The sequence below is a fragment of the Roseateles puraquae genome, from assembly GCF_002205845.1.
Lineage (GTDB): Bacteria > Pseudomonadota > Gammaproteobacteria > Burkholderiales > Burkholderiaceae_C > Pelomonas > Pelomonas puraquae.
This window is the reverse complement of the sequence record NZ_NISI01000011.1, coordinates 1-17,242: the sequence shown is the minus strand read 5'-3', so window position 1 is coordinate 17,242 and position 17,242 is coordinate 1. Positions and strand designations below refer to the sequence as shown.

At 65.6% G+C, this 17,242-nt stretch carries 18 protein-coding genes and 1 pseudogene; 9 read left to right on the top strand and 10 right to left on the bottom strand.

Annotation, left to right across the window (positions count from 1 at the left end):
- Position 1: 1 nt before the first annotated feature.
- Together CDO81_RS21580 and CDO81_RS21575 are read right to left on the bottom strand one after the other, a co-directional pair.
- Positions 2-400, bottom strand: a complete 399-nt coding sequence (locus CDO81_RS21580) for a VOC family protein (RefSeq protein WP_088485315.1) — start codon at positions 398-400, stop codon at positions 2-4.
- Positions 401-500: 100 nt separating this feature from the next.
- Positions 501-1,907 (bottom strand): FAD-binding oxidoreductase, encoded by a 1,407-nt coding sequence (locus CDO81_RS21575; RefSeq protein WP_088485314.1) that lies wholly within the window; start codon positions 1,905-1,907, stop codon positions 501-503.
- A gap of 89 nt (positions 1,908-1,996) precedes the next feature.
- Between CDO81_RS21575 and CDO81_RS21570 the strand changes: the two genes are divergently transcribed.
- From CDO81_RS21570 to CDO81_RS21560, 3 genes are all read left to right on the top strand, one after another.
- Positions 1,997-2,221 carry a hypothetical protein gene (locus CDO81_RS21570; RefSeq protein WP_088485313.1) on the top strand — a complete coding sequence of 75 codons (225 nt, stop codon included), beginning with the start codon at positions 1,997-1,999 and terminating at the stop codon, positions 2,219-2,221.
- Positions 2,222-2,290: 69 nt separating this feature from the next.
- Positions 2,291-2,875 (top strand): cob(I)yrinic acid a,c-diamide adenosyltransferase, encoded by a 585-nt coding sequence (locus CDO81_RS21565; RefSeq protein WP_088485312.1) that lies wholly within the window; start codon positions 2,291-2,293, stop codon positions 2,873-2,875.
- Between the two features lie 14 nt (positions 2,876-2,889).
- On the top strand, positions 2,890-3,306 hold the full coding sequence (locus tag CDO81_RS21560) for a GFA family protein (RefSeq protein ID WP_088485311.1): 417 nt from the start codon (positions 2,890-2,892) through the stop codon (positions 3,304-3,306).
- A 16-nt stretch (positions 3,307-3,322) separates the two neighbouring features.
- Here the strand turns inward: CDO81_RS21560 and CDO81_RS21555 are convergent, their stop codons facing one another.
- From CDO81_RS21555 to CDO81_RS21540, 4 genes are all read right to left on the bottom strand, one after another.
- Positions 3,323-3,625 (bottom strand): hypothetical protein, encoded by a 303-nt coding sequence (locus CDO81_RS21555; RefSeq protein WP_088485310.1) that lies wholly within the window; start codon positions 3,623-3,625, stop codon positions 3,323-3,325.
- Positions 3,622-4,008, bottom strand: coding sequence for a phage holin family protein (locus CDO81_RS21550; protein ID WP_088485309.1), 387 nt, complete (start codon positions 4,006-4,008; stop codon positions 3,622-3,624). The genes CDO81_RS21555 and CDO81_RS21550 overlap by 4 nt, the downstream gene beginning before the upstream one ends.
- Before the next feature lie 13 nt (positions 4,009-4,021).
- Complete coding sequence (locus CDO81_RS21545; RefSeq protein ID WP_088485308.1) at positions 4,022-4,330, bottom strand: ElaB/YgaM/YqjD family protein; 309 nt, start codon at positions 4,328-4,330, stop codon at positions 4,022-4,024.
- A gap of 91 nt (positions 4,331-4,421) precedes the next feature.
- Positions 4,422-5,390: a helix-turn-helix transcriptional regulator gene (locus CDO81_RS21540; RefSeq protein ID WP_088485307.1), complete on the bottom strand. Its 969-nt coding sequence runs from the start codon at positions 5,388-5,390 to the stop codon at positions 4,422-4,424.
- A gap of 39 nt (positions 5,391-5,429) precedes the next feature.
- Between CDO81_RS21540 and CDO81_RS21535 the strand changes: the two genes are divergently transcribed.
- The 6 genes from CDO81_RS21535 to CDO81_RS21510 all read left to right on the top strand — a co-directional run bounded on the left by CDO81_RS21535 (position 5,430) and on the right by CDO81_RS21510 (position 10,882).
- A complete protein-coding gene (locus CDO81_RS21535; RefSeq protein ID WP_088485306.1) occupies positions 5,430-6,557 on the top strand; it encodes a hypothetical protein in 1,128 nt (375 codons plus the stop codon).
- Between the two features lie 95 nt (positions 6,558-6,652).
- Complete coding sequence (locus CDO81_RS21530; protein ID WP_158218376.1) at positions 6,653-7,429, top strand: PEP-CTERM sorting domain-containing protein; 777 nt, start codon at positions 6,653-6,655, stop codon at positions 7,427-7,429.
- A gap of 203 nt (positions 7,430-7,632) precedes the next feature.
- Entirely contained in the window at positions 7,633-8,811 is a 1,179-nt protein-coding gene (locus CDO81_RS21525) for a tyrosine-type recombinase/integrase (protein ID WP_206602149.1), read from the top strand.
- Entirely contained in the window at positions 8,808-9,281 is a 474-nt protein-coding gene (locus tag CDO81_RS21520; protein ID WP_088485303.1) for a helix-turn-helix domain-containing protein, read from the top strand. Before CDO81_RS21525 ends, CDO81_RS21520 begins: the two co-directional genes overlap by 4 nt.
- 13 nt (positions 9,282-9,294) lie before the next feature.
- Positions 9,295-10,584: a hypothetical protein gene (locus CDO81_RS21515; RefSeq protein WP_144397347.1), complete on the top strand. Its 1,290-nt coding sequence runs from the start codon at positions 9,295-9,297 to the stop codon at positions 10,582-10,584.
- A 13-nt stretch (positions 10,585-10,597) separates the two neighbouring features.
- Positions 10,598-10,882: a GIY-YIG nuclease family protein gene (locus tag CDO81_RS21510; protein WP_206602148.1), complete on the top strand. Its 285-nt coding sequence runs from the start codon at positions 10,598-10,600 to the stop codon at positions 10,880-10,882.
- Here the strand turns inward: CDO81_RS21510 and CDO81_RS21505 are convergent.
- From CDO81_RS21505 to CDO81_RS21490, 4 genes and pseudogenes are all read right to left on the bottom strand, one after another.
- Positions 10,829-11,629, bottom strand: coding sequence for a hypothetical protein (locus tag CDO81_RS21505; RefSeq protein ID WP_088485300.1), 801 nt, complete (start codon positions 11,627-11,629; stop codon positions 10,829-10,831). The two genes, CDO81_RS21510 and CDO81_RS21505, sit on opposite strands and share 54 nt — an antisense overlap.
- 6 nt (positions 11,630-11,635) lie before the next feature.
- On the bottom strand, positions 11,636-14,761 hold the full coding sequence (locus CDO81_RS21500) for a type I restriction endonuclease subunit R (RefSeq protein ID WP_277596124.1): 3,126 nt from the start codon (positions 14,759-14,761) through the stop codon (positions 11,636-11,638).
- Positions 14,758-16,047 carry a restriction endonuclease subunit S gene (locus tag CDO81_RS21495; RefSeq protein ID WP_088485299.1) on the bottom strand — a complete coding sequence of 430 codons (1,290 nt, stop codon included), beginning with the start codon at positions 16,045-16,047 and terminating at the stop codon, positions 14,758-14,760. The genes CDO81_RS21500 and CDO81_RS21495 overlap by 4 nt, the downstream gene beginning before the upstream one ends.
- Positions 16,037-17,158: pseudogene (locus tag CDO81_RS21490) on the bottom strand (N-6 DNA methylase); the annotation flags it as partial. The gene CDO81_RS21495 and the pseudogene CDO81_RS21490, both read right to left, overlap by 11 nt.
- Positions 17,159-17,242: the final 84 nt, after the last annotated feature.

Genomic DNA, 17,242 nt, shown 5'->3' with positions numbered 1-17,242 from the left:
TTCAGGCCTTGGGCACGCGCCACACCGCGCAGAGCTTGTTGCCGTCGGGGTCGCGCACATAGCTCAGGTGCATGGCGCCGAGGGCGCCTTCGCGAAGGCCGGGCGGCTCTTCGATGGACTGGCCGCCGTGGGCCACCGCCACGTCGTGGAAGGTCTTGACCTGCTCGGCCGACTCGCACTTGAACGCGATGGTGCCGCCATTGGCGTGGCAGGCCGGATCACCGTTGATCGGCTGGCTGATGCCGAAGGTGTTGCCCGCATGGCGGTAGAACACGCGCTGGTGGCCCGTGGCCGCCGTGTTGCGCACGCCCTCGGGCGCGCCGAGCACGGCGAGCACCGCGTCGTAGAAGCGCTTGCTGCGCTCGATGTCGTTGCTGCCGACCATGATGTGGTTGAACATGGGCTGTCTCCTTGTCAGGCTGAAGGGATGCGAAGGTCGTGATTGTGGCCACACAAGCGAGCCAGAGCGGCCCGATCGGGACCGTCTGCGCCGCCCGCCCTCAGCGGAAGATCTTGCCCGGGTTCAGGATGCCCAGCGGGTCCATCGCCGCCTTCACGGCCCGCATCATGGCCACGGCCTCGTCCCCGGTCTCCTCGACCAGGAAACCCTGCTTGTGCAAGCCGATGCCGTGCTCGCCGGTGCAGGTGCCTTCCATGGCAATGGCTCGCGCCACCATTTGCGCGCTCAGGCGCTCCGCGGTGGCGAGCTCTTCAGGCTGGGTCGGGTCCAGCAGGTAGGCGAGGTGGAAGTTCCCGTCACCCACATGGCCCACGATGAAATAGGGCAGGCCCGCCGCTTCGACCTCCGCAATCGAGGCATTGATGTTCTCGGCCAGGCGCGAGATGGGCACGCAGGTGTCGGTCGTGACGGCGCGGCAGCCCGGTCGCATCTGCAGGCCCGAGAGGTAGGCATGGTGGCGAGCCGTCCACAGCCGCGTGCGGGCTTCGGGCGTGGTGGCCCACTCGAAGGCTTCACCGCCATGGCCGGCTGCAACGTCCTGCACCACCGCCGCCTGCTCGGCCACGCCGGCTTCGCTGCCGTGGAACTCCATCAGCAGCATCGGGGATTCCTTCAGGCCCAGCTTGTCATGCGCATTCACCGCGCGGATGGCGTTCGTGTCCAGCAGCTCGCAGCGTGCGATCGGAATGCCGATCTGGATGACCTGCATCGCCGTTCGCACCGCGGCATCGATGCTCGGAAAGAAGCACACGGCAGCCGATACCGCCTCGGGCAGCGGATGCACCTTCACGGTCAGCTCGGTGATGACGCCCAGCGTCCCTTCACTGCCGATCAACAGCCGCGTCAGGTCGTAGCCCGCACTGCTCTTCTTCGCCCTGGAGCCGGTGCGCACGATCTCGCCGTTCACATTGACGAAGCGCAGCCCCAACACGTTCTCGCGCATCGTGCCGTAGCGCACCGCGTTCGTGCCGCTGGCGCGCGTGGCAGCCATGCCGCCCAGGCTGGCATCGGCGCCAGGATCGATGGGAAAGAACAAGCCTTCGTGCTTGAGCGCCTCGTTGAGCTGCTTGCGCGTAACCCCGGGCTGCACCGTCACGGTAAGGTCTTCCGCATCGATGCGCAGCACGCGGTCCATGCGCGACACGTCCAGGCTGATGCCGCCCTGCACCGCCAGCAGATGGCCTTCCAGCGACGACCCCGCACCATAGGGAATGACCGGCACGCGGTGGGCCGCACACAGCGACACCACGCGCGCGACTTCAGCCTCCGTATCGACAAACACCACAGCCTGCGGCGGTGGCACGTCGAACACCGATTCGTCACGCCCATGCTGCTGGCGCACCGCGAGCGCCGTGCTGCAACGCGCGCCGAACTCGGCCTGCAAGGTGGACAGCAGGCCTGCCGGCAGCGGCGGGGCCACGGCGTCGAGGGCGGCGGGCGCGTTCATTGCAGATCTCCTGATGCAGATCAGGTGATTGTGTTGCAGCCGACCGCCCCGGGTGCCAGCATCAAGCCTCCACAACCGGGAGCTTCACCATGAACTTCACCTGGCTGCTGCTGATCGCTGCCGCTGCGTTGCTGGTGATCGGGGCGCTGCGATGGGACCTGCTCGTGGCCCGCTGGCGCGAGCTGACGGGCTTTGATCGTCAGCCCGCCGAAGCCCCACCCGCGCTGGACCGTGTGCCGGGCAACCCTGGGCTGCGCCCGCATGCAGCACCGGTGCACAAGCCCGGCTTTCACCGCAGCGGCCGCCGTCATTGACCCTGACTGCCGGGCGCGTGGCGCAGGTCGCTGAGAATCCGCGTTTTCCGGCTTCTCACCGCGCCAACCATGGGCAACCGCCTCTCCCAGATCGCCACCCGCACGGGTGACGATGGCACCACCGGCCTCTCCGACGGCAGCCGTGTGCCCAAGACCCACCTGCGCGTGCAGGCCATGGGCGATGTCGACGAGCTCAACTCCCACCTCGGCGTGCTGCTGGCCGAGCCCCTGCCCGATGACGTCCGGGAGTTGCTCATCACCATCCAGCACGAGCTGTTCAACCTCGGCGGTGAGCTGTCCTGGCCCGGTGGCATGCTGCTGAAAGACGCCGCCGTGCTGCGCCTGGACGAAGCCCTGGCCCACTACAACGAACACCTGCCGCGCCTGAAGGAGTTCATCCTCCCGGCCGGCACCCGCAGCGCCGCCATCGCGCATGTATGCCGCACCGTGGCGCGCCGCGCCGAGCGTGCCGTGCTGGCCGTGGCTGCAGCGGAGACGGTCAACACCGCGCCGCGCCAATACCTGAACCGCCTGTCGGATCTGCTCTTCGTGCTGGCCCGCGTGCTCAACCGCGCCAACCTCGACGGCCTGGGCGGCGACGACGTCTACTGGCAGAGCGAGCGCATGAAGCGCCTCGATGCGGCCGACAACTGACCGGCGGACGCCCCATGCAAATCACCGGCCAATGCCATTGCGGTGCCATCCGCTTCACCGCCCTCATCGACCCTGAGAAGGTCTTCGTCTGCCATTGCAGCGACTGCCAGGTGCTGTCGGGGGCGCCGTTTCGCGCGGTCGTCGCCGTGCCGGTCGAGCAGGTGCACATGCAGGGCCAGGCCCGCCACTACGTGAAAGTGGCCGCCAGCGGCAACCGCCGCGCGCAGGCCTTCTGTGCCGACTGCGGCACCCAGCTCTACGCGACCGAGGCCGACACGCCGAAGGTGATGAACATCCGCCTGGGCTGCGTCAATGAACGCGCCGAGATTCACCCGCGGCTTCAGGTGTGGAAGAGCTCGGCCATGCCCTGGCTGCACGACCTGGACGCCGTGCCAGCGCACAGCCGCGGCCGGGACAGCCCGCTGAGCTGACACCCCAGGCCGCGTTTCACCGCGGCCGGCGCCACACCCGCCAGGCCAGCCACGCCCAGCGCAGGCCGCGCCAGAAGCGGCTGCGCTGCTGCGGACCACTCGCCGCAAAGAAGGCCGCGCCACCGCCCGCCGTGGCCAGGACCAACGGATTGGCAAGCAGATTGCGCCAGGCCATCAGGCGCACGGCCCAGCGGTCGGCCCGTTCACCCAGGTCATCGACCGCCAGCGCGGCCTGGCCCCGCATCACTTCAGACGCGAGCAGCAGGTTGGCCTTGCGCTCGGCACGGGCCCCGGGGTCGTCAGGAATGCGCGGGATCATGGCCCGGGCGTGCGCCGCAGCGCGTCTGCATCGGCACGCAATTCACCGATGCTGGCCTGGAAGAGGCTGGCCGGCTGGTCGATCAAGGCCTTCACCTTGCTGACCGCCACAGTCGCCGCCGCGACCAGCACGGCCGTGCCAGCGCCCAGCGCCAGCAGGCGATGGCTGTCCCACAGGGCCACGGTGATCAGCAGGATCACCATGAGAAGCCCGAAGCCCGCCAGCAGCGCCGCCAGCACAGCCCACAGCAGCAGGCTGGCAATGCGCTCCTTCTCCTCCTGCGCCTCGATGGCAAACAGCTCGAGCCGGATGCGCCCGAGTGTCAGCATCGACGCCCCGAGCCGCCGCAGCGGCCCGGAGACGGGTTCCTTGTCGTCGCTCAAGAGCGTCTCGGGATCAGCGGCGGCCGATCAGCACGCCCAACGCCAGGCCGACCGCTGCGGCGACGCCAATCGCCTGCCAGGGCTTGGCATGCACGTAGTCGTCGGTCGCGGTCGCGGCATCCTTGGCACGCTGGATGGCTTCATGCTGGGCGTCCAGCAGCTTTTCCTTCGCGCCGGAGAGGCGGTCCTGGATGCGCTCGCGCAGCGCCTTGACCTCGGTGTCCGCCTTGTTGGTGGTGGCCGTCATCAGCGCATCGATGTCGTCCATCACGGCACGGAAATCGCTGGCCAGCTTTTCCTTGGCTTGGGCGGTATCACTCATCGCAGGCTCCTCATTCAGGGTCAAACATGGCGCAAGACTAACGCGATTGCGCGGCGGCGATATGACCTCGCTCAAATGACGCGGATTTGTCCTACAGCGCCGCCACCGCCTGGCGAAGCCGATGCGCATGGGCCTCGCGCAGCGCGGGTGGGCCCACCACCTCGACCTGGCCCGCATGCCGCAGCAGGTCCATCAGCAGCTCGGTGTCGTCGACATAGGGCAGCTGCAGGCGCCAGCGGCCGTCCGGCAGGAACTCACTGTGCTGGGCCGGGTGCCATTCCTCGCGCGATACCCAGGCTGCCGCCTCGGCACTGAAAACCAGCTCAGCCTGCTTCGGGCTGCCCCCGGCGAAGATGCCGTAGCCCTGGTCCAGCTCCGCCTCCAGTTCGTCCAGCGGTACTGGCTTGGCTGCGGTTTCGAGCAGGCTGGCCGCCTCGATGCCGTCCAGCGCAAATCGGCGGTAGCCCTCGCTGGCATGGCACCAGGCGTCCAGGTACCAGGCGTGGCGGTGATGCACCAGGCGCTGGGGTGACACCTCACGCTCGCTGGCCACGCCATCGCGCTTCTTGCGGTAGCGGATGGCCAGGCGGCGGCGCTTGACGACCGCGCTGCCGACGGTCTCGAAACTGTCGCTGGCCACCCGCCGCCGTGCCGTGCCGATCAGCTTGACGCGCCGGCGCAACTCGTCGGCCTCGGCGGCGTCCACACCCAGCATGCCGGTGATCTTGTCGAACATCGGCTGCAGATGGCGGCCCACCACGCCTTGATCGTCCAGGCCCGCCAGCATCTGCTGCATGGTCAGCAGCGCATGCAGTTCGGCTTCGTTGAACCACACGCCGGGCAGCTCATGCTTGCCGCCGCGCCACTGCTGGCCGAAGCGGTAGCCGTTCTCGACCGCGTCGTACTCGATGGGCGCATCCAGCCGCTCCCGCAGGTAGGCCAGGTCGCGCTTGAGCGTGGCGGGCGACACCTCCAGCGCCTCCAGCAGCACCGCAAACGACACGCAGCCGCGGGAGCGGATCAGGTGCTCGATCTTGTAGAAGCGCTCGGTGCGATCCATGCTGAATAAATCCACAGTGGTTTTGGGGTGGATCATCTCATGAGCGACCTGGCTCAGAGACTGCCGCACAAGGCCCGCGACTTCATCGGCGTGCCTAGCAACCAGGAGCCCGATATGCAAGCCGTCCTCAATCGCACAGTCCCCACGTCCGGCGCCCTCGTCCAGTTCGCGCTGGACATGGACGACACGCCCGCCGCCTCGCGCGAAGCCAGCGCTCACGAGCGCATCGGCCTGGCCCTGGGCCGCGACTACGCCCTGCACGGTGTGACCCCGCCCATCGCCCACCTCTACCCGCAGTCGCCACTGCAGCGCGGCTGGCTCGCGGCCCGGGGCCGCCCGGTGCGCACGCCGGCCAGCCCACAGGTCGAGCAATGGCTGGCCCTGCGCACCCACGCCTGGACGCGCGGTCGCCATTTCGAGGACATCCAGCTCACCCCCCACCACCTCGCCCAGCTGGACACGACCCACTGCCCCATCACCCGCGAGCTGCTGGGCGACGACAACCGCAGCATCGACCGTGTGCGGGACGACGCCGGCTATGCCGCGGGCAACCTGGCCGTCATGAGCCGACGTGCCAACCAGGCCAAGGCCAGCCGCGACCACCAGGCCCTGCAGGCCATGGCCGCCAGCTGCGCTGCCGGCCCGATCACCCGCATCGGCGGCCTGGCCGAAGCCGAATGGGGCCGCCTCACGGTGCTGGCCAGCTTCGTGACCCCATTGAGCCACGAGCAGGCCGCCCAGATCCCGCTGCGCGTGCTGCCGCCGAACCGCCTGCGCCTGTTCAACCCGATCCAGGCGCTGCAGGCCTTCGTCACCCGCCAGCTCGCCACGCCCGGCTGGAGCGCCCGCCTGTCCCGGCTTGAAGCCCTGCTGCCGACCGATGCCTTGCGAGCCGACTTCAACCGCTTCCTGCTGGCCCTGGCGCCGCGGGTGCTGGCGGCGGCCGAACTGCAGGAGCCACATGAAATCCGCTGGGCGCTCGAAGACGCCTGGGCCCTGCCGCTGGTGCAAAAGCGCTGGGCACGGTTCGCCCTGCAGTTGGTGCCCGAACAGGCCGAAGCCCTGGTGGAGCGTGCCGCGGCGAAGAAGCTCAGCCCGGTGCATGTCCAGCGCCATCACGACGGCACCGACGGCTGGGCGCTGGCCACGGGCGGCTACGCGGCATGAAGAACGGCCCCCTCAGCTGAGGGGGCGCATGTCACGGTGAGGTCATGGGCCATGGACAGAGTCGCGGCCGACGCTTTCCCTTCCTGGACTTCACCATGACCAAGACCCTGCTCTCCCTGGCCCTGGCCGCTGCCACCGCGCTGCCGGCCCACGCCGCCCTGACTGCGGGCGACATCGCCATCATCGGCCGCATCAACAACGGCTCGCCCGACTCCTTCGTCTTCGTCGCGCTGAGCAACATCGCGGCGGGCGAGGTGGTGTACTTCACCGACAACGGCTGGAACGGCAGCGCCTTCCGCGGGGCCACCGCCACCGATGGCGACGGCAACGAGAACCTGACCCGCTGGACGGCGACCTCGGCCGTGTCGGCCGGCACCATCATCTCCAGCATCGGCGGTGGCTTCACCACCAGCGGCAGCATCGCCGGCACCACGGCCGGCAGCTACGCCTCGCTGGCGCTGGGCCAGTCGGGTGACCAGATCTATGCCTTCCAGAACAGCAACGCCACCAACCCGCTGTTCAACACCGCCACGCAGACGCACCTGTTCGCCTTCGACGACACCAACGGCTTCGAGAACGCCACCGACTCCGGCTCGGGCAACGTCACCCCGGGCCTGACTGCCGGCAGCACCGCGCTCAGCCTGGCCTTTTCGTCGTCCACCAGCATCCACGTCAAGACGTCAGTGCTGGCCGGCGCGGCCAAGACCAAGGACGAGTGGCTGGCGACCTTCGCCGATGCCCAGAACTGGGAAACCGGCGCCCTGCCCACCGGCAGCATCGCCGTTTCGGCCGTGCCGGAACCCCAGACCTACGCGCTGATGCTGTCGGGCCTGCTGGCCGTCGGCTTCATCGCACGCCGTCGCCGCGGCTGAGTGCCAAGCCACCAGAACGAAAGCGCCCCGCGGGGCGCTTTTTTCATTTCTCACGCATATGCCTCGTTTTGGCGTGCAAGATTTGCACGTTCCGACTCAATAGTCGGGTTTCTGCAACTGAGGCCTGAACCACCACAGCGCGAAACGTGCAGGAATTGCACGTTCTGGCTCTCTGTGCTAACCTCGTGCACAGAATGAACGTTGTGGCCATTTCCAGCACGCTGAATACTGCACCTATCGGGGCAGAAAACCCAGCGCCTGGGTGCGACCCAAGCCTGCCGTTCCTCACCGGCGCGGAGAAGGTCTACGCCAGCAATCTGATCAACGACTGGCAGCGTCAGCTGCAGCATCTGGACGGCGCGCTGCCCAAGACCTGCAAGGGGCACAAGGACGATGTCTTCCGCCTGCTTAACCACGCGAAGGTGCCGCCGTGGGAGCTGAAGAAGGACCATGTCGGCCTGTACCTCGATTCGCGCTGCGATCCGGCAACGGAGACGTTCCTGGCGCCGTCGACGGTGGCTGGCTACTGCTCTGCCTGGCGGTCGTTCCAGAACTACATGCTGGACGCCGACCGGGCCAACGAAATCCTCAGCACCTTCAAGGTTCGGCCGCGAGTCTTCATCAACGAAGAGAACGGCGTCAGCGTCAAGAAGTACAAGGCCAACTGGAAACCCAAGGGATGGGCGCTGACTCCGGATCAGATCGACGCGATCGACGCGACGTTCCGATTCGAAATCCAGCAGGCCTACGCCGGTCGAAGCAAGACTCTGCTGCCGCTCATCCGCGACCGGGTGATGTTTCATGTGGCCATCCACTTCGCGCTGCGCGTCTCGGAGTTGGTGTCATGCCAGATGAGCGCCTTCAAGCCCAGCCATGAGGCGGCGATGGAGCGCTTCGGCAAGCTCGGCAGCCTGACCGTGACGGGGAAGAACCAAGTCACGGGCACCATTCCCATGCGCGAGCAGCAGGTCCACGACCTGCTGGATTGGTACATCCGCACCATCAGGCCGAAGATGTTGCTCCGTCGCAAGATCGGCGATGAAGACACGACCACCTGCACGTTCGAGGGCAAGACCTACCGTGTCGGCGAACTCCTGTTCATCAGCGAACGAGGTGGGGTTGTGTCGCCCAGCACCTTCCGTGTACGGCTGAAGCAGGTTGCGATCGCCAGCGGCGTCATCGCCGACAAGCTGACCCCGCATACCCTGCGCCACTCGGGCTGCACGTTGATGGTCCCGCTGTACTCGCCTGAGACGGCCCAGAAGTACATGAGGCACAAGTTCCTGCACACCACGCTGCACTACTACCACCCCGCAACCCTGAGCGCGGGCAATGAGGTGAATGCGGCGATGGACCTGTTTGACGAAGAGGACGAAGAATGAAGATCAAGCTCAAGAATCGGCTCGACGTGTTGATGCGCGACTCCGGTGTTCGGAGCGTCGAAGAGATGGCGCAGCGACTGACGGACAACCAGAAATACAAGATCACCCGGACGCCGCTGAGCCGCAAGTTTAAGGACGAGGACGTGACGCTCTCGCTCTCGATGATCGAGGCCATCTGCAACGAACTGCAGTGCCTGCCTGGCGACCTGTTCGAGACCGAGGTGTCGGATGCCACGGACGAGTACATCGATGAACTCCGCTCGCGGCTTCAGCCCTTCCGGTATGGATCGATTCGGCTGAAGAAGCCGGGAGCACCAGATTCGACGGATGTGCCGGCGACGGGGTCTGCGCCTGCGCCGAGGGCTGCCCCCGCGAAAGGCAAGAAGCCAGCTGCTGCAGCCAATGACCTGGACGACATCGCCGGGCCGAAGGTGACCCACATGAACGCTGCGGCCCTGAAGAAGCAATGAGGTCGATCTTGCGATGAGGAGATGCCGTCTATGCGAAGGAGAGATCGGGACCAATCGTTCCGACAAGGAGGCGCACGTCTGCATAGTGAAGTCGGCAGTTCGGCCTGATGGCTGCTGGCTGGAAGGGTCTTCAGGCCTCAAGGCCATGTGCGCAGGGGCACTGACGTACACGCCGACCCAGCACTTCGAGGACCGAGCCATTGCGTTCCGCAAGATCGGCGATGCCATCGACAAGTCGGACCTGCACCTCAGGAACGCGCTCCTTTCGCTGACACCAGAGCAGCGTTTCGAGTTGATGCGCAGGGCCTGCCCTGAGCTGAAAGTGAAGCTCTCGCCGCTGCTGGTTGACGTGCAGACCGAGAAGGTCAAGCCGCCTGACCGCGAGCCCTTCATTCCTGACGACCTGCCCGAGGGCCTAAAGGCCGAGTTGATCCGATACCGAGACCGGCTGAAGCGGCGGCACGAACTGCTGCTCAAGCGCGGGCATAGCCGATCGCCGCGCTACCTGTCGGAACTCCTGAAGATGCCGGTGCGCCTGGCGCGCTTCCTTCAGGCCGAGGGCATCACGAGCTGGGACGGGATGCGCAAGCGCGACATCGTCAGCTTCCTGGCCGCGAACCCGCTGGTACGCCCCACGGCGCTCACACGCTTGCTGCGTGCCATTTCCGAGGACAAACCGTTCAGCGAACGACGCGGGCGCTACGTTCGAGGGCGGACGGCGTCCAAGCCCTCACCGCTGCAGGAGGTCCTGTCGCCGGCTGAGCTTGATGCGGCGCTGGCCGGCATCAAGGAGTCGCGGTCCGATGTCGAGTACGCCGCCGCCTGGCTGGTCGGCAAGCTCGGCATGACCGCCGCCGCCGCGCATGGCTTGACCGCCGACCTGTTGAGATTGGATGAGACCGGAAGACTCGTCATCCGACCGGCGAAGGTGTGGGTGGTTGTGCCCAAGTCCATCGCGAAGATTCTGGCGAAGGTCGCCGACGAGGTGGCGCCAGGCTGGAGCGGCGCGAACGCCAACGAATTCGAGTTCATCCGGCTGTTCGACAACAAGCTGCCCAAGCTCGATGACTTCCGCAGCGACGTGCTCGGTGGCGATGCGCGCCGTCTCCGGGCGTCGGCCGTCTACACCGCCATGCTGCGCGGCAACCTCGACCGCGTGACGCTGAACCAGACGATGGGCGTGTCCATCGCCACCATCACGTCCATTGAGCGCCACCTCTCATCGGACCTGCATAGGAAGGTCGCTCCCGAGCTGGTGGCCGCACGCAACAAGGTGCTGCGCGGTGACGACGGCGTCGACTGAGCAGCCCTGGTTCGTGTACCTGCTGCTGTGCAGGTCCGGACGCATCTACACGGGCGTGACGCCGGGTCTGGACCACCGGATGAAGGCCCACAAGACCGGGCGCGGCGCGCTGTTCACCAAGATGGACCCGCCGGTGCGGCTCTTGGCAGCCAAGCCCTTTGCGTCGAAGGGCGAGGCGCTGCAGATCGAGCGGCAGGTCAAGGGCGTCGGCGCCCAGCACAAGCTGACGCTCGCCCGCATCTGGTCAGAACAGCACCCGGTCGATCAGGCCACCCAGGATCGTCTTGCGCTCGCGTAGCGCCTCGTAGCACTGGTACTGGTCCGGCAGGATCACGTTGCCGACCGTGTCCTGATAGACCGTGGCGGCCTCGATCGCCCAGTCGGGCATGCTCACCACCCGCTCGACCATTGCGCCGCAGTAGCGGGCGTTTACGAGCTTCTGGAAGGGGTGAAACGACGGGTAGTCCTGCCGGGACAGCAGGTCGATCGAAGAATCGACCGTCGAGCGGCACGACAGCAGCGACGAGCCCTGGTCCAGCGCAAAGATGACGCCGCGATCGGCGCCACGAATCTGGCCCTTGAAGTTCAGCGCTCGGTCTTCGTTGCCGATCCACAGATCGAAGACGGCGATGGCGGCGGCCTCCAGCGGGTACTTCGCGCACAGCGCAGCCATCGCGCGCACGTGGCCGGTGTTGCGGTAGACGCCAGCAGGTACCTCGATGGCGTCCTGTTCGTCGTCTTCATCGTCACCGTCACCACGGTCCTCGTCAGTGAAGTCGTAGATGTCCAGGCCGGCCTCAGCTACTCGCAGCGCTGCGAAGCGCATGGCGGTGGTCTCGATGGACCGCCTGGCCGGCACGCCGACCAGCACCGGGATGCCCAGGAACATGGCCAGCCGGTTGGCCGCCAGCTCGGAGTACAGCTGCGCACTCGCTTCCTGGTGGTCGCCCTTGAGCACGGCAGCGATGTGGCCGTCTTCGGCGCCCGTGGTGCTGCGCTCGTTCGGCGAAGAGTCGCCGCTGATTTCGTAGCAGAGGATCGGCACGACGGATCAGGGGTGCTCGAAAGCCCAGGTGTCGGCCAGCAACTCGGCCTGAGCGATCACCTTGTCGGTGGCCTCGGCCTGCTTGTCCGGCGGGTACTTGTGCTTGGCGAGCAGCACCTTGACCATGGCGATCATGCGGGCGCGTGCCGACTTGCGGTTCTGCCAGTTGATGGTGGCGGACTTCCGGAGCTTGTCTGTCAGTTCCTGCGCCAGGGCTCGGAGCACTGGGTGCCCGAGTTCACGCACTGCCGACTCGTTCTCCGTCAACGCCTGGTAGAAGGCGAACTCCTCCTCCGACATGTCGTCGGGCGGCCGGGACGAGTTGATCTCACGGGCGAGCCTGATCAGTTCTTCGATCACCTCGACGGTGGTCAGCGCGCGGTTCTGGTACTTGGCGATAGCCTCTTCGAGCTTTTGGGTGAACTCCTTGCCCTGGATCGCATTCTTCTGGCTGCGCGACTTCACCTGGTCGGCGATCAAGCGCTCCAGCAACTCGGCCGCCAGGTTCTTGGTCGGCATCGACTGAATCTGCGCGAGGAACTGCTCGTCCAGCACCGAGATGTCCGGCTTGCCGACGCCGAGCGTGCCGAAGATGTCGTTGACGCCTTCGACGAGCACGCCCTTGGCGACGAGCTGCCGCAGCGCGGCTTCCTTCTCCACCCGCGAGCGCGTCTCGCCGGACCGCGTCAGCTTGATCAGCGACACGCGCACGGCCTGGAAGAAGGCGATCTCGTCGCGTAGCGCCATGGCCGCGTCCAGCGTGCCCGCCAGGGCCTGCGCCTTGTTCAGCTTGGCCACCTGGTCCAGGAAGGCGCGAACGCCACGGTTGCGACCCTTCTCATCGGGCTCGGGGTCCACTTCCAGGATGTGCTCCATCGCCGGGCCTAGCAGCGACAGGGCGCGCTTCGGCTCCTGGAAGCCGCCGTACTCGAAGCCGTGGAAGAACTCCTTGCGGATCACGTCGAGCGTGTCGAGCAGGACTTTGAGGGCCTCGCCGGAGGTGTCGACCGGGTCGCGGTCGCTATGGGCGTCTCGCGTGTACTGGCGGATGGCCTTCTTCAGTTCCTCGCCGATGCCGATGTAGTCGACGATCAGGCCGCCGGGCTTGTCGCGCCAGATGCGGTTGGTCCGCGCGATGGCCTGCATGAGGCCGTGCCCCTGCATCGGCTTGTCGACGTACAGCGTGTTGACCGGAGGCGCGTCGAAGCCGGTCAACCACATGTCGCGAACAATGACGAGGTCGAGCGGATCATCGGCGTCCTTGAACCGCTTCTCGATCTGCTTGAGCTGTCGGGGGTCGGTGCGGTGCGGCTGGAAGTGCGCAGGGTCCGACGAGTTGCTCGTCATCACGATCTTGATGCGGCCGTTGTTGACATCGTCGCCGCGCCATGCCGGGCGGAGCTTGACGATCTCGTCGAACAGCCGGACAGCGGCCTCCCGCGAGATGGCCACGATCATGGCCTTACCCGCCATGGTCTCCTTGCGCGCCTCCCAATGCGCCACCAGATCGGCGGCCAGGGTTTCCAGACGGCCGTCGGCCATCGCGATGGCCTCAAGACGGGTCAGGCGCGAGACGGTCGTGTTCTGGGTGCCTTCGTCCTCGTCCTCGGTGGCTTCGAGGAACTCGTCCATCAGCGACTGCTTCTCGGCTTCGTTGAAGCGAAGCTCGATCACGCGCGACTCGTAGCTGACCGGGACGATGGCCTCGTCTTCCTGCGCGGCCACCATGTCGTATACGTCGACGTAGGTGCCGAACACCGCCTCGGTGTCACGGTCGTCGAGGCTCACCGGCGTGCCGGTCATGCCGAGGTAGATGGCGTTCGGCAGCGCGTCGCGCATGTACTTGGCCATGCCGTAGCGCCTCTTGCCCGTCTCGGCGCTGATCTCGGCTTTGAAGCCGTACTGCGTCCGGTGCGCTTCGTCGGCGATCACGACGACGTTCGAGCGATCGCACAGCACCTGGACGCTTGTCTTGCCTGCCTCTGGAGCGAACTTGTTGATCGTGGTGAAGAAGACGCCGCCGGCCTCCACCGCCGAGAGCTTCTTGCGCAGGTCGTCGCGGCCATCGGCCTGATCGGGCGTGGCACGCAGGGACCAGCTGCAATCGGCGAAGGTCTCAAACAGCTGGCCGTCGAGGTCCTTCCGGTCGGTCACGAGCACGACGGTCGGGTTCTCGAACTCCGGCCTGTCGCGCAGGGCCATCACGTAGAACAGGGCGAGAAGCGACTTGCCCGAGCCCTGGGTGAACCAGATGACGCCGCCCTTGCCGTCCTTCTTGTGCAGCAGCGCATCGACGGCACGGTCGACGGCGCGAAGCACGCCGTGGTACTGGTGCCACTGAGCCACGATCTTGAAGGTGGCGCCGCCATCGGAGCCGCCGAAGGCCACGAAACCTCGGAAGAACGCCAGCAGCGTCGCCGGCTCCAGCAGGCCGCGAATCAGCACCTCCAACTCCAGCATGCCCTTGGCGGCCTTCTTGCCGCCCAGCAGCCGCCATCGCGAGTGCCGGCCGAGGTCTGCGGTGAGCGAGCCGTACCGGGCAACCGTGCCGTCCGAGATGACGTTCAACAGGTTGAAGAAGAACAGCTGCGGAATGTCAGCCTTGTAGGTCTGAATCTGGTTGTACGCGGCCTCGATGTCGGCGTTGATGTCGGCCGGGTTCTTCAGCTCGACCACCACCAGGGGCAGGCCGTTGATGAACAGGACGATGTCAGGGCGGCGAATCTTCTGGCCGTGCACGGTGAGTTGCTGCACCGCGAGCAGATCGTTGTCGCCGTCGAAGTCGAGGACGCGGGCACGCACGATGGTGCGGCGGCCGTCCGGCTCGACCCGATCAATAGGTACGCCGTTGCGCAGCCAGTCGTACACCTCCTTGTTGCCATCGACCACCGACTGCGAGCCGTAGCCGGCGACGAGCGCCACGGCCTGGTCGACTTCCTTCTCGGAGAGGTTGGGGTTTAGCGAGACGACGGCGACGCGGAGGCGCGGTGTCAGCACGACATCGGAGTACCTGCGCCGGGCTTCGTGCTGGCCGCCGGGCGACAGGTCATCGCCGTGAACTGCCGTGTAGCCGAGGCCGGCAAGCCAGTCCAGCATGGCTTGCTCTACGTGCCCCTCGCTGATCCCCGTCATGCGACCGCCTCCCGAATTTCTTCTTGGCATTCTGGCAGGCGAAGCTTGCCGTTGACTAGGCGCGGGAGGAGCGCATCGCGGACCTCTGCAAGCAGCTTTGTGGCCGCAATGTTTGCATGAATCTTCCGGAACAAGGGGCGAGCCACGTCGTCGAAACTCTGTGCAATCGCCTCAGTCGGAACGACCAGATTGAACGCAGCAATATCGTGCCAGCTTGTGCGCGGCATCTTTGCACCATTGGAGAGCTGCGTCGCGTAGGCGATGAGTTCGTCACTTGATGCGTGCATAGCCACAAACCCGAGCCATCTCGCCTCGATTGGCCGAATTACCAGGATATCCGTTGAACAGACTCCACGGCAGGGCGCCAGTCCAACTTTGTGGAAGTACGGCCGGAGTTTTCCGAACAAGACATCATCTGGTTGGAACCAGAACTTGCCACTCTCTAGCCCTTCGGCTGTGCCGGCACTGTCGAGTGCGATGCTCTTTCTCGGGATGTGTTCTAGTCCCATGTAGGGCGTATCCACAGGCAGGTCACCGGGCCTGGCCTGCGCGCGCGGGTTATGACACAGCCCCCCCATCTTGCCGGCTCTCCAGCCCTTGGGAATCACCCCAAGCGCCGAGCTTTCGAACTGGTCGGGGAAATGCGCCGCCGTGCTTGCGTCCATGCCTTCGGGCTCGCGGCCTTCGGCCTTTGCTCGCACCGGGTCGAAATCGATGAACCAACTCTTGAACAGAGATCGGACGAAGGATTCGAGGGTCGCGTTGGTTTGCCGAAACAGGTCGATGCGGTCGTCCAAGCACTTCAATACCGCCGCCACGGCCGCTTGCTCTTCGAATCGTGGAAGCGCCAGCGAAACGCGCCGTAGTTCACTCTGCTTGATGCCCAAAACGGTTGTGCCGCTGGAACGACCGAGCAACTGCGCTTGTACTGGCGCCGACTGAAGGGCGTACAGCAAGTAGTCGTTGTGTAAGACCCCTGCCTTACCTCTCAACGTGACGATTCGCTGAGCAAGCGCAACAGGAAGAGTTCGAATCTGGCCGACCTCGCCGAGAGGAGCTTCGGTAGTCATTACGACATCGCCAACTTGAGGTAGGCCACGAGTCATCCAGGCACCGAAATCCTTGGGATCGATGAACTCGTTGGGAGTTTCGATGCGACCGCCCTTGACCACCTTGGCGGTGATCAACGGAATACCTGCCTCTGTCTTTCGAGGGGTCTTGCCACGATAGTCAATCAACGCGTCGAGGCAATCTTCGAGTGTGTAGGAGACATCGTCAGACCGCATAGCCGAGCGCTCCCAACTTCTCTCGGATCAGAACATCCAGCTCTGCCCCCTTGGCCATTTGCTCTGAAAGCAAGGCGGTGAGTCGATCCATCTTCTCGCCGAACGCCGTGTCGTCGTCATCAACGGTCTCGGCGCCCACATAGCGGCCCGGCGTGAGCACATGGGCATGCTGACCGACCTCATCGAGCGTGACCGACCTGCAGAAGCCCGGCACGTCCTCGTACGCATTTCCATCAGAGAACTCCGATCCCCTCCACCGGTGGTATGTCAAGGCGATGCTCTGCAGGTCTTCGTCTGTGAACTCCACCTGCGTGCGCGAGATGCGGCCGGAGACCGTCTTGCGTGCGTCAATGAACAGCATCTGGTTGCGACGGTCGACTGACCCACTGGCACCAGCGCGCTTGTTCGCGGCCAGGAACCACAGACACGCCGGAATCTGAGTGTTGGAGAACAACTGCGGTGGCAGCGCCACCATGCACTCCACCACATCGGCCTCAACCATGGTCTTGCGGATGTCGCCCTCGCCCGATTGCTGCGACGACATTGAGCCGTTGGCCAGCACGATGCCGGCGCGGCCACGGCTCGACAGTCGTGCCAGCATGTGCTGCAGCCACGCGAAGTTGGCATTGCCCTCTGGAGGTATGCCGTAGACCCAGCGCGGGTCTTCTTTCAGCTTGTCGCCGTCCCAGTCCTTGATGTTGAAAGGCGGGTTGGCCAAGATGTAGTCGGCGCGCAGGGTCTTGTGCTGATCGTTGGTGAACGTCGACCCGTAGGTCTGGCCGATGTCGCCGTCGAGGCCATGCACAGCCAGGTTCATCAGGCAAAGGCGCCGGGTTTGCGCCATCAACTCCTGCCCGTGAACAGCCAGGTCGCCCTTCTTGCCCAGCGTCTTCTGGTGTGCGTCCTTGAAGCGTGCCGACTGCACGAACATGCCGCCCGAGCCGCAGGCCGGGTCGTAGATCGTTCCCTTGAACGGCGCCAGGATTTCGACCAGAAGATTGACGACGCTCTTGGGGGTGTAGAACTCGCCGGCCTTGGCGCCTTCATTCAGTGCGAACTGCCCGAGGAAGTATTCGTAGACTTCGCCGAAAACATCACGACTGAATCGCCCCGGGTATCGCGGAGGCCCGTTGGTTTAAGTCAGACGGTCGCGGCCTGACCAGCGCGTTGTCGATGGTAGTTGGCCTCGAACTCG

What these genes read in the sequence shown, in the direction of transcription:
- CDO81_RS21580 (WP_088485315.1), bottom strand. Translation starts at nt 400, where the DNA reads ATGTTCAACCACATCATGGTCGGCAGCAACGACATCGAGCGCAGCAAG.
- CDO81_RS21575 (WP_088485314.1), bottom strand. Translation starts at nt 1,907, where the DNA reads ATGAACGCGCCCGCCGCCCTCGACGCCGTGGCCCCGCCGCTGCCGGCA.
- CDO81_RS21570 (WP_088485313.1), top strand. Translation starts at nt 1,997, where the DNA reads ATGAACTTCACCTGGCTGCTGCTGATCGCTGCCGCTGCGTTGCTGGTG.
- CDO81_RS21565 (WP_088485312.1), top strand. Translation starts at nt 2,291, where the DNA reads ATGGGCAACCGCCTCTCCCAGATCGCCACCCGCACGGGTGACGATGGC.
- CDO81_RS21560 (WP_088485311.1), top strand. Translation starts at nt 2,890, where the DNA reads ATGCAAATCACCGGCCAATGCCATTGCGGTGCCATCCGCTTCACCGCC.
- CDO81_RS21555 (WP_088485310.1), bottom strand. Translation starts at nt 3,625, where the DNA reads ATGATCCCGCGCATTCCTGACGACCCCGGGGCCCGTGCCGAGCGCAAG.
- CDO81_RS21545 (WP_088485308.1), bottom strand. Translation starts at nt 4,330, where the DNA reads ATGAGTGATACCGCCCAAGCCAAGGAAAAGCTGGCCAGCGATTTCCGT.
- CDO81_RS21540 (WP_088485307.1), bottom strand. Translation starts at nt 5,390, where the DNA reads ATGGATCGCACCGAGCGCTTCTACAAGATCGAGCACCTGATCCGCTCC.
- CDO81_RS21535 (WP_088485306.1), top strand. Translation starts at nt 5,430, where the DNA reads ATGAGCGACCTGGCTCAGAGACTGCCGCACAAGGCCCGCGACTTCATC.
- CDO81_RS21530 (WP_158218376.1), top strand. Translation starts at nt 6,653, where the DNA reads ATGACCAAGACCCTGCTCTCCCTGGCCCTGGCCGCTGCCACCGCGCTG.
- CDO81_RS21520 (WP_088485303.1), top strand. Translation starts at nt 8,808, where the DNA reads ATGAAGATCAAGCTCAAGAATCGGCTCGACGTGTTGATGCGCGACTCC.
- CDO81_RS21515 (WP_144397347.1), top strand. Translation starts at nt 9,295, where the DNA reads ATGAGGAGATGCCGTCTATGCGAAGGAGAGATCGGGACCAATCGTTCC.
- CDO81_RS21500 (WP_277596124.1), bottom strand. Translation starts at nt 14,761, where the DNA reads ATGACGGGGATCAGCGAGGGGCACGTAGAGCAAGCCATGCTGGACTGG.
- CDO81_RS21495 (WP_088485299.1), bottom strand. Translation starts at nt 16,047, where the DNA reads ATGCGGTCTGACGATGTCTCCTACACACTCGAAGATTGCCTCGACGCG.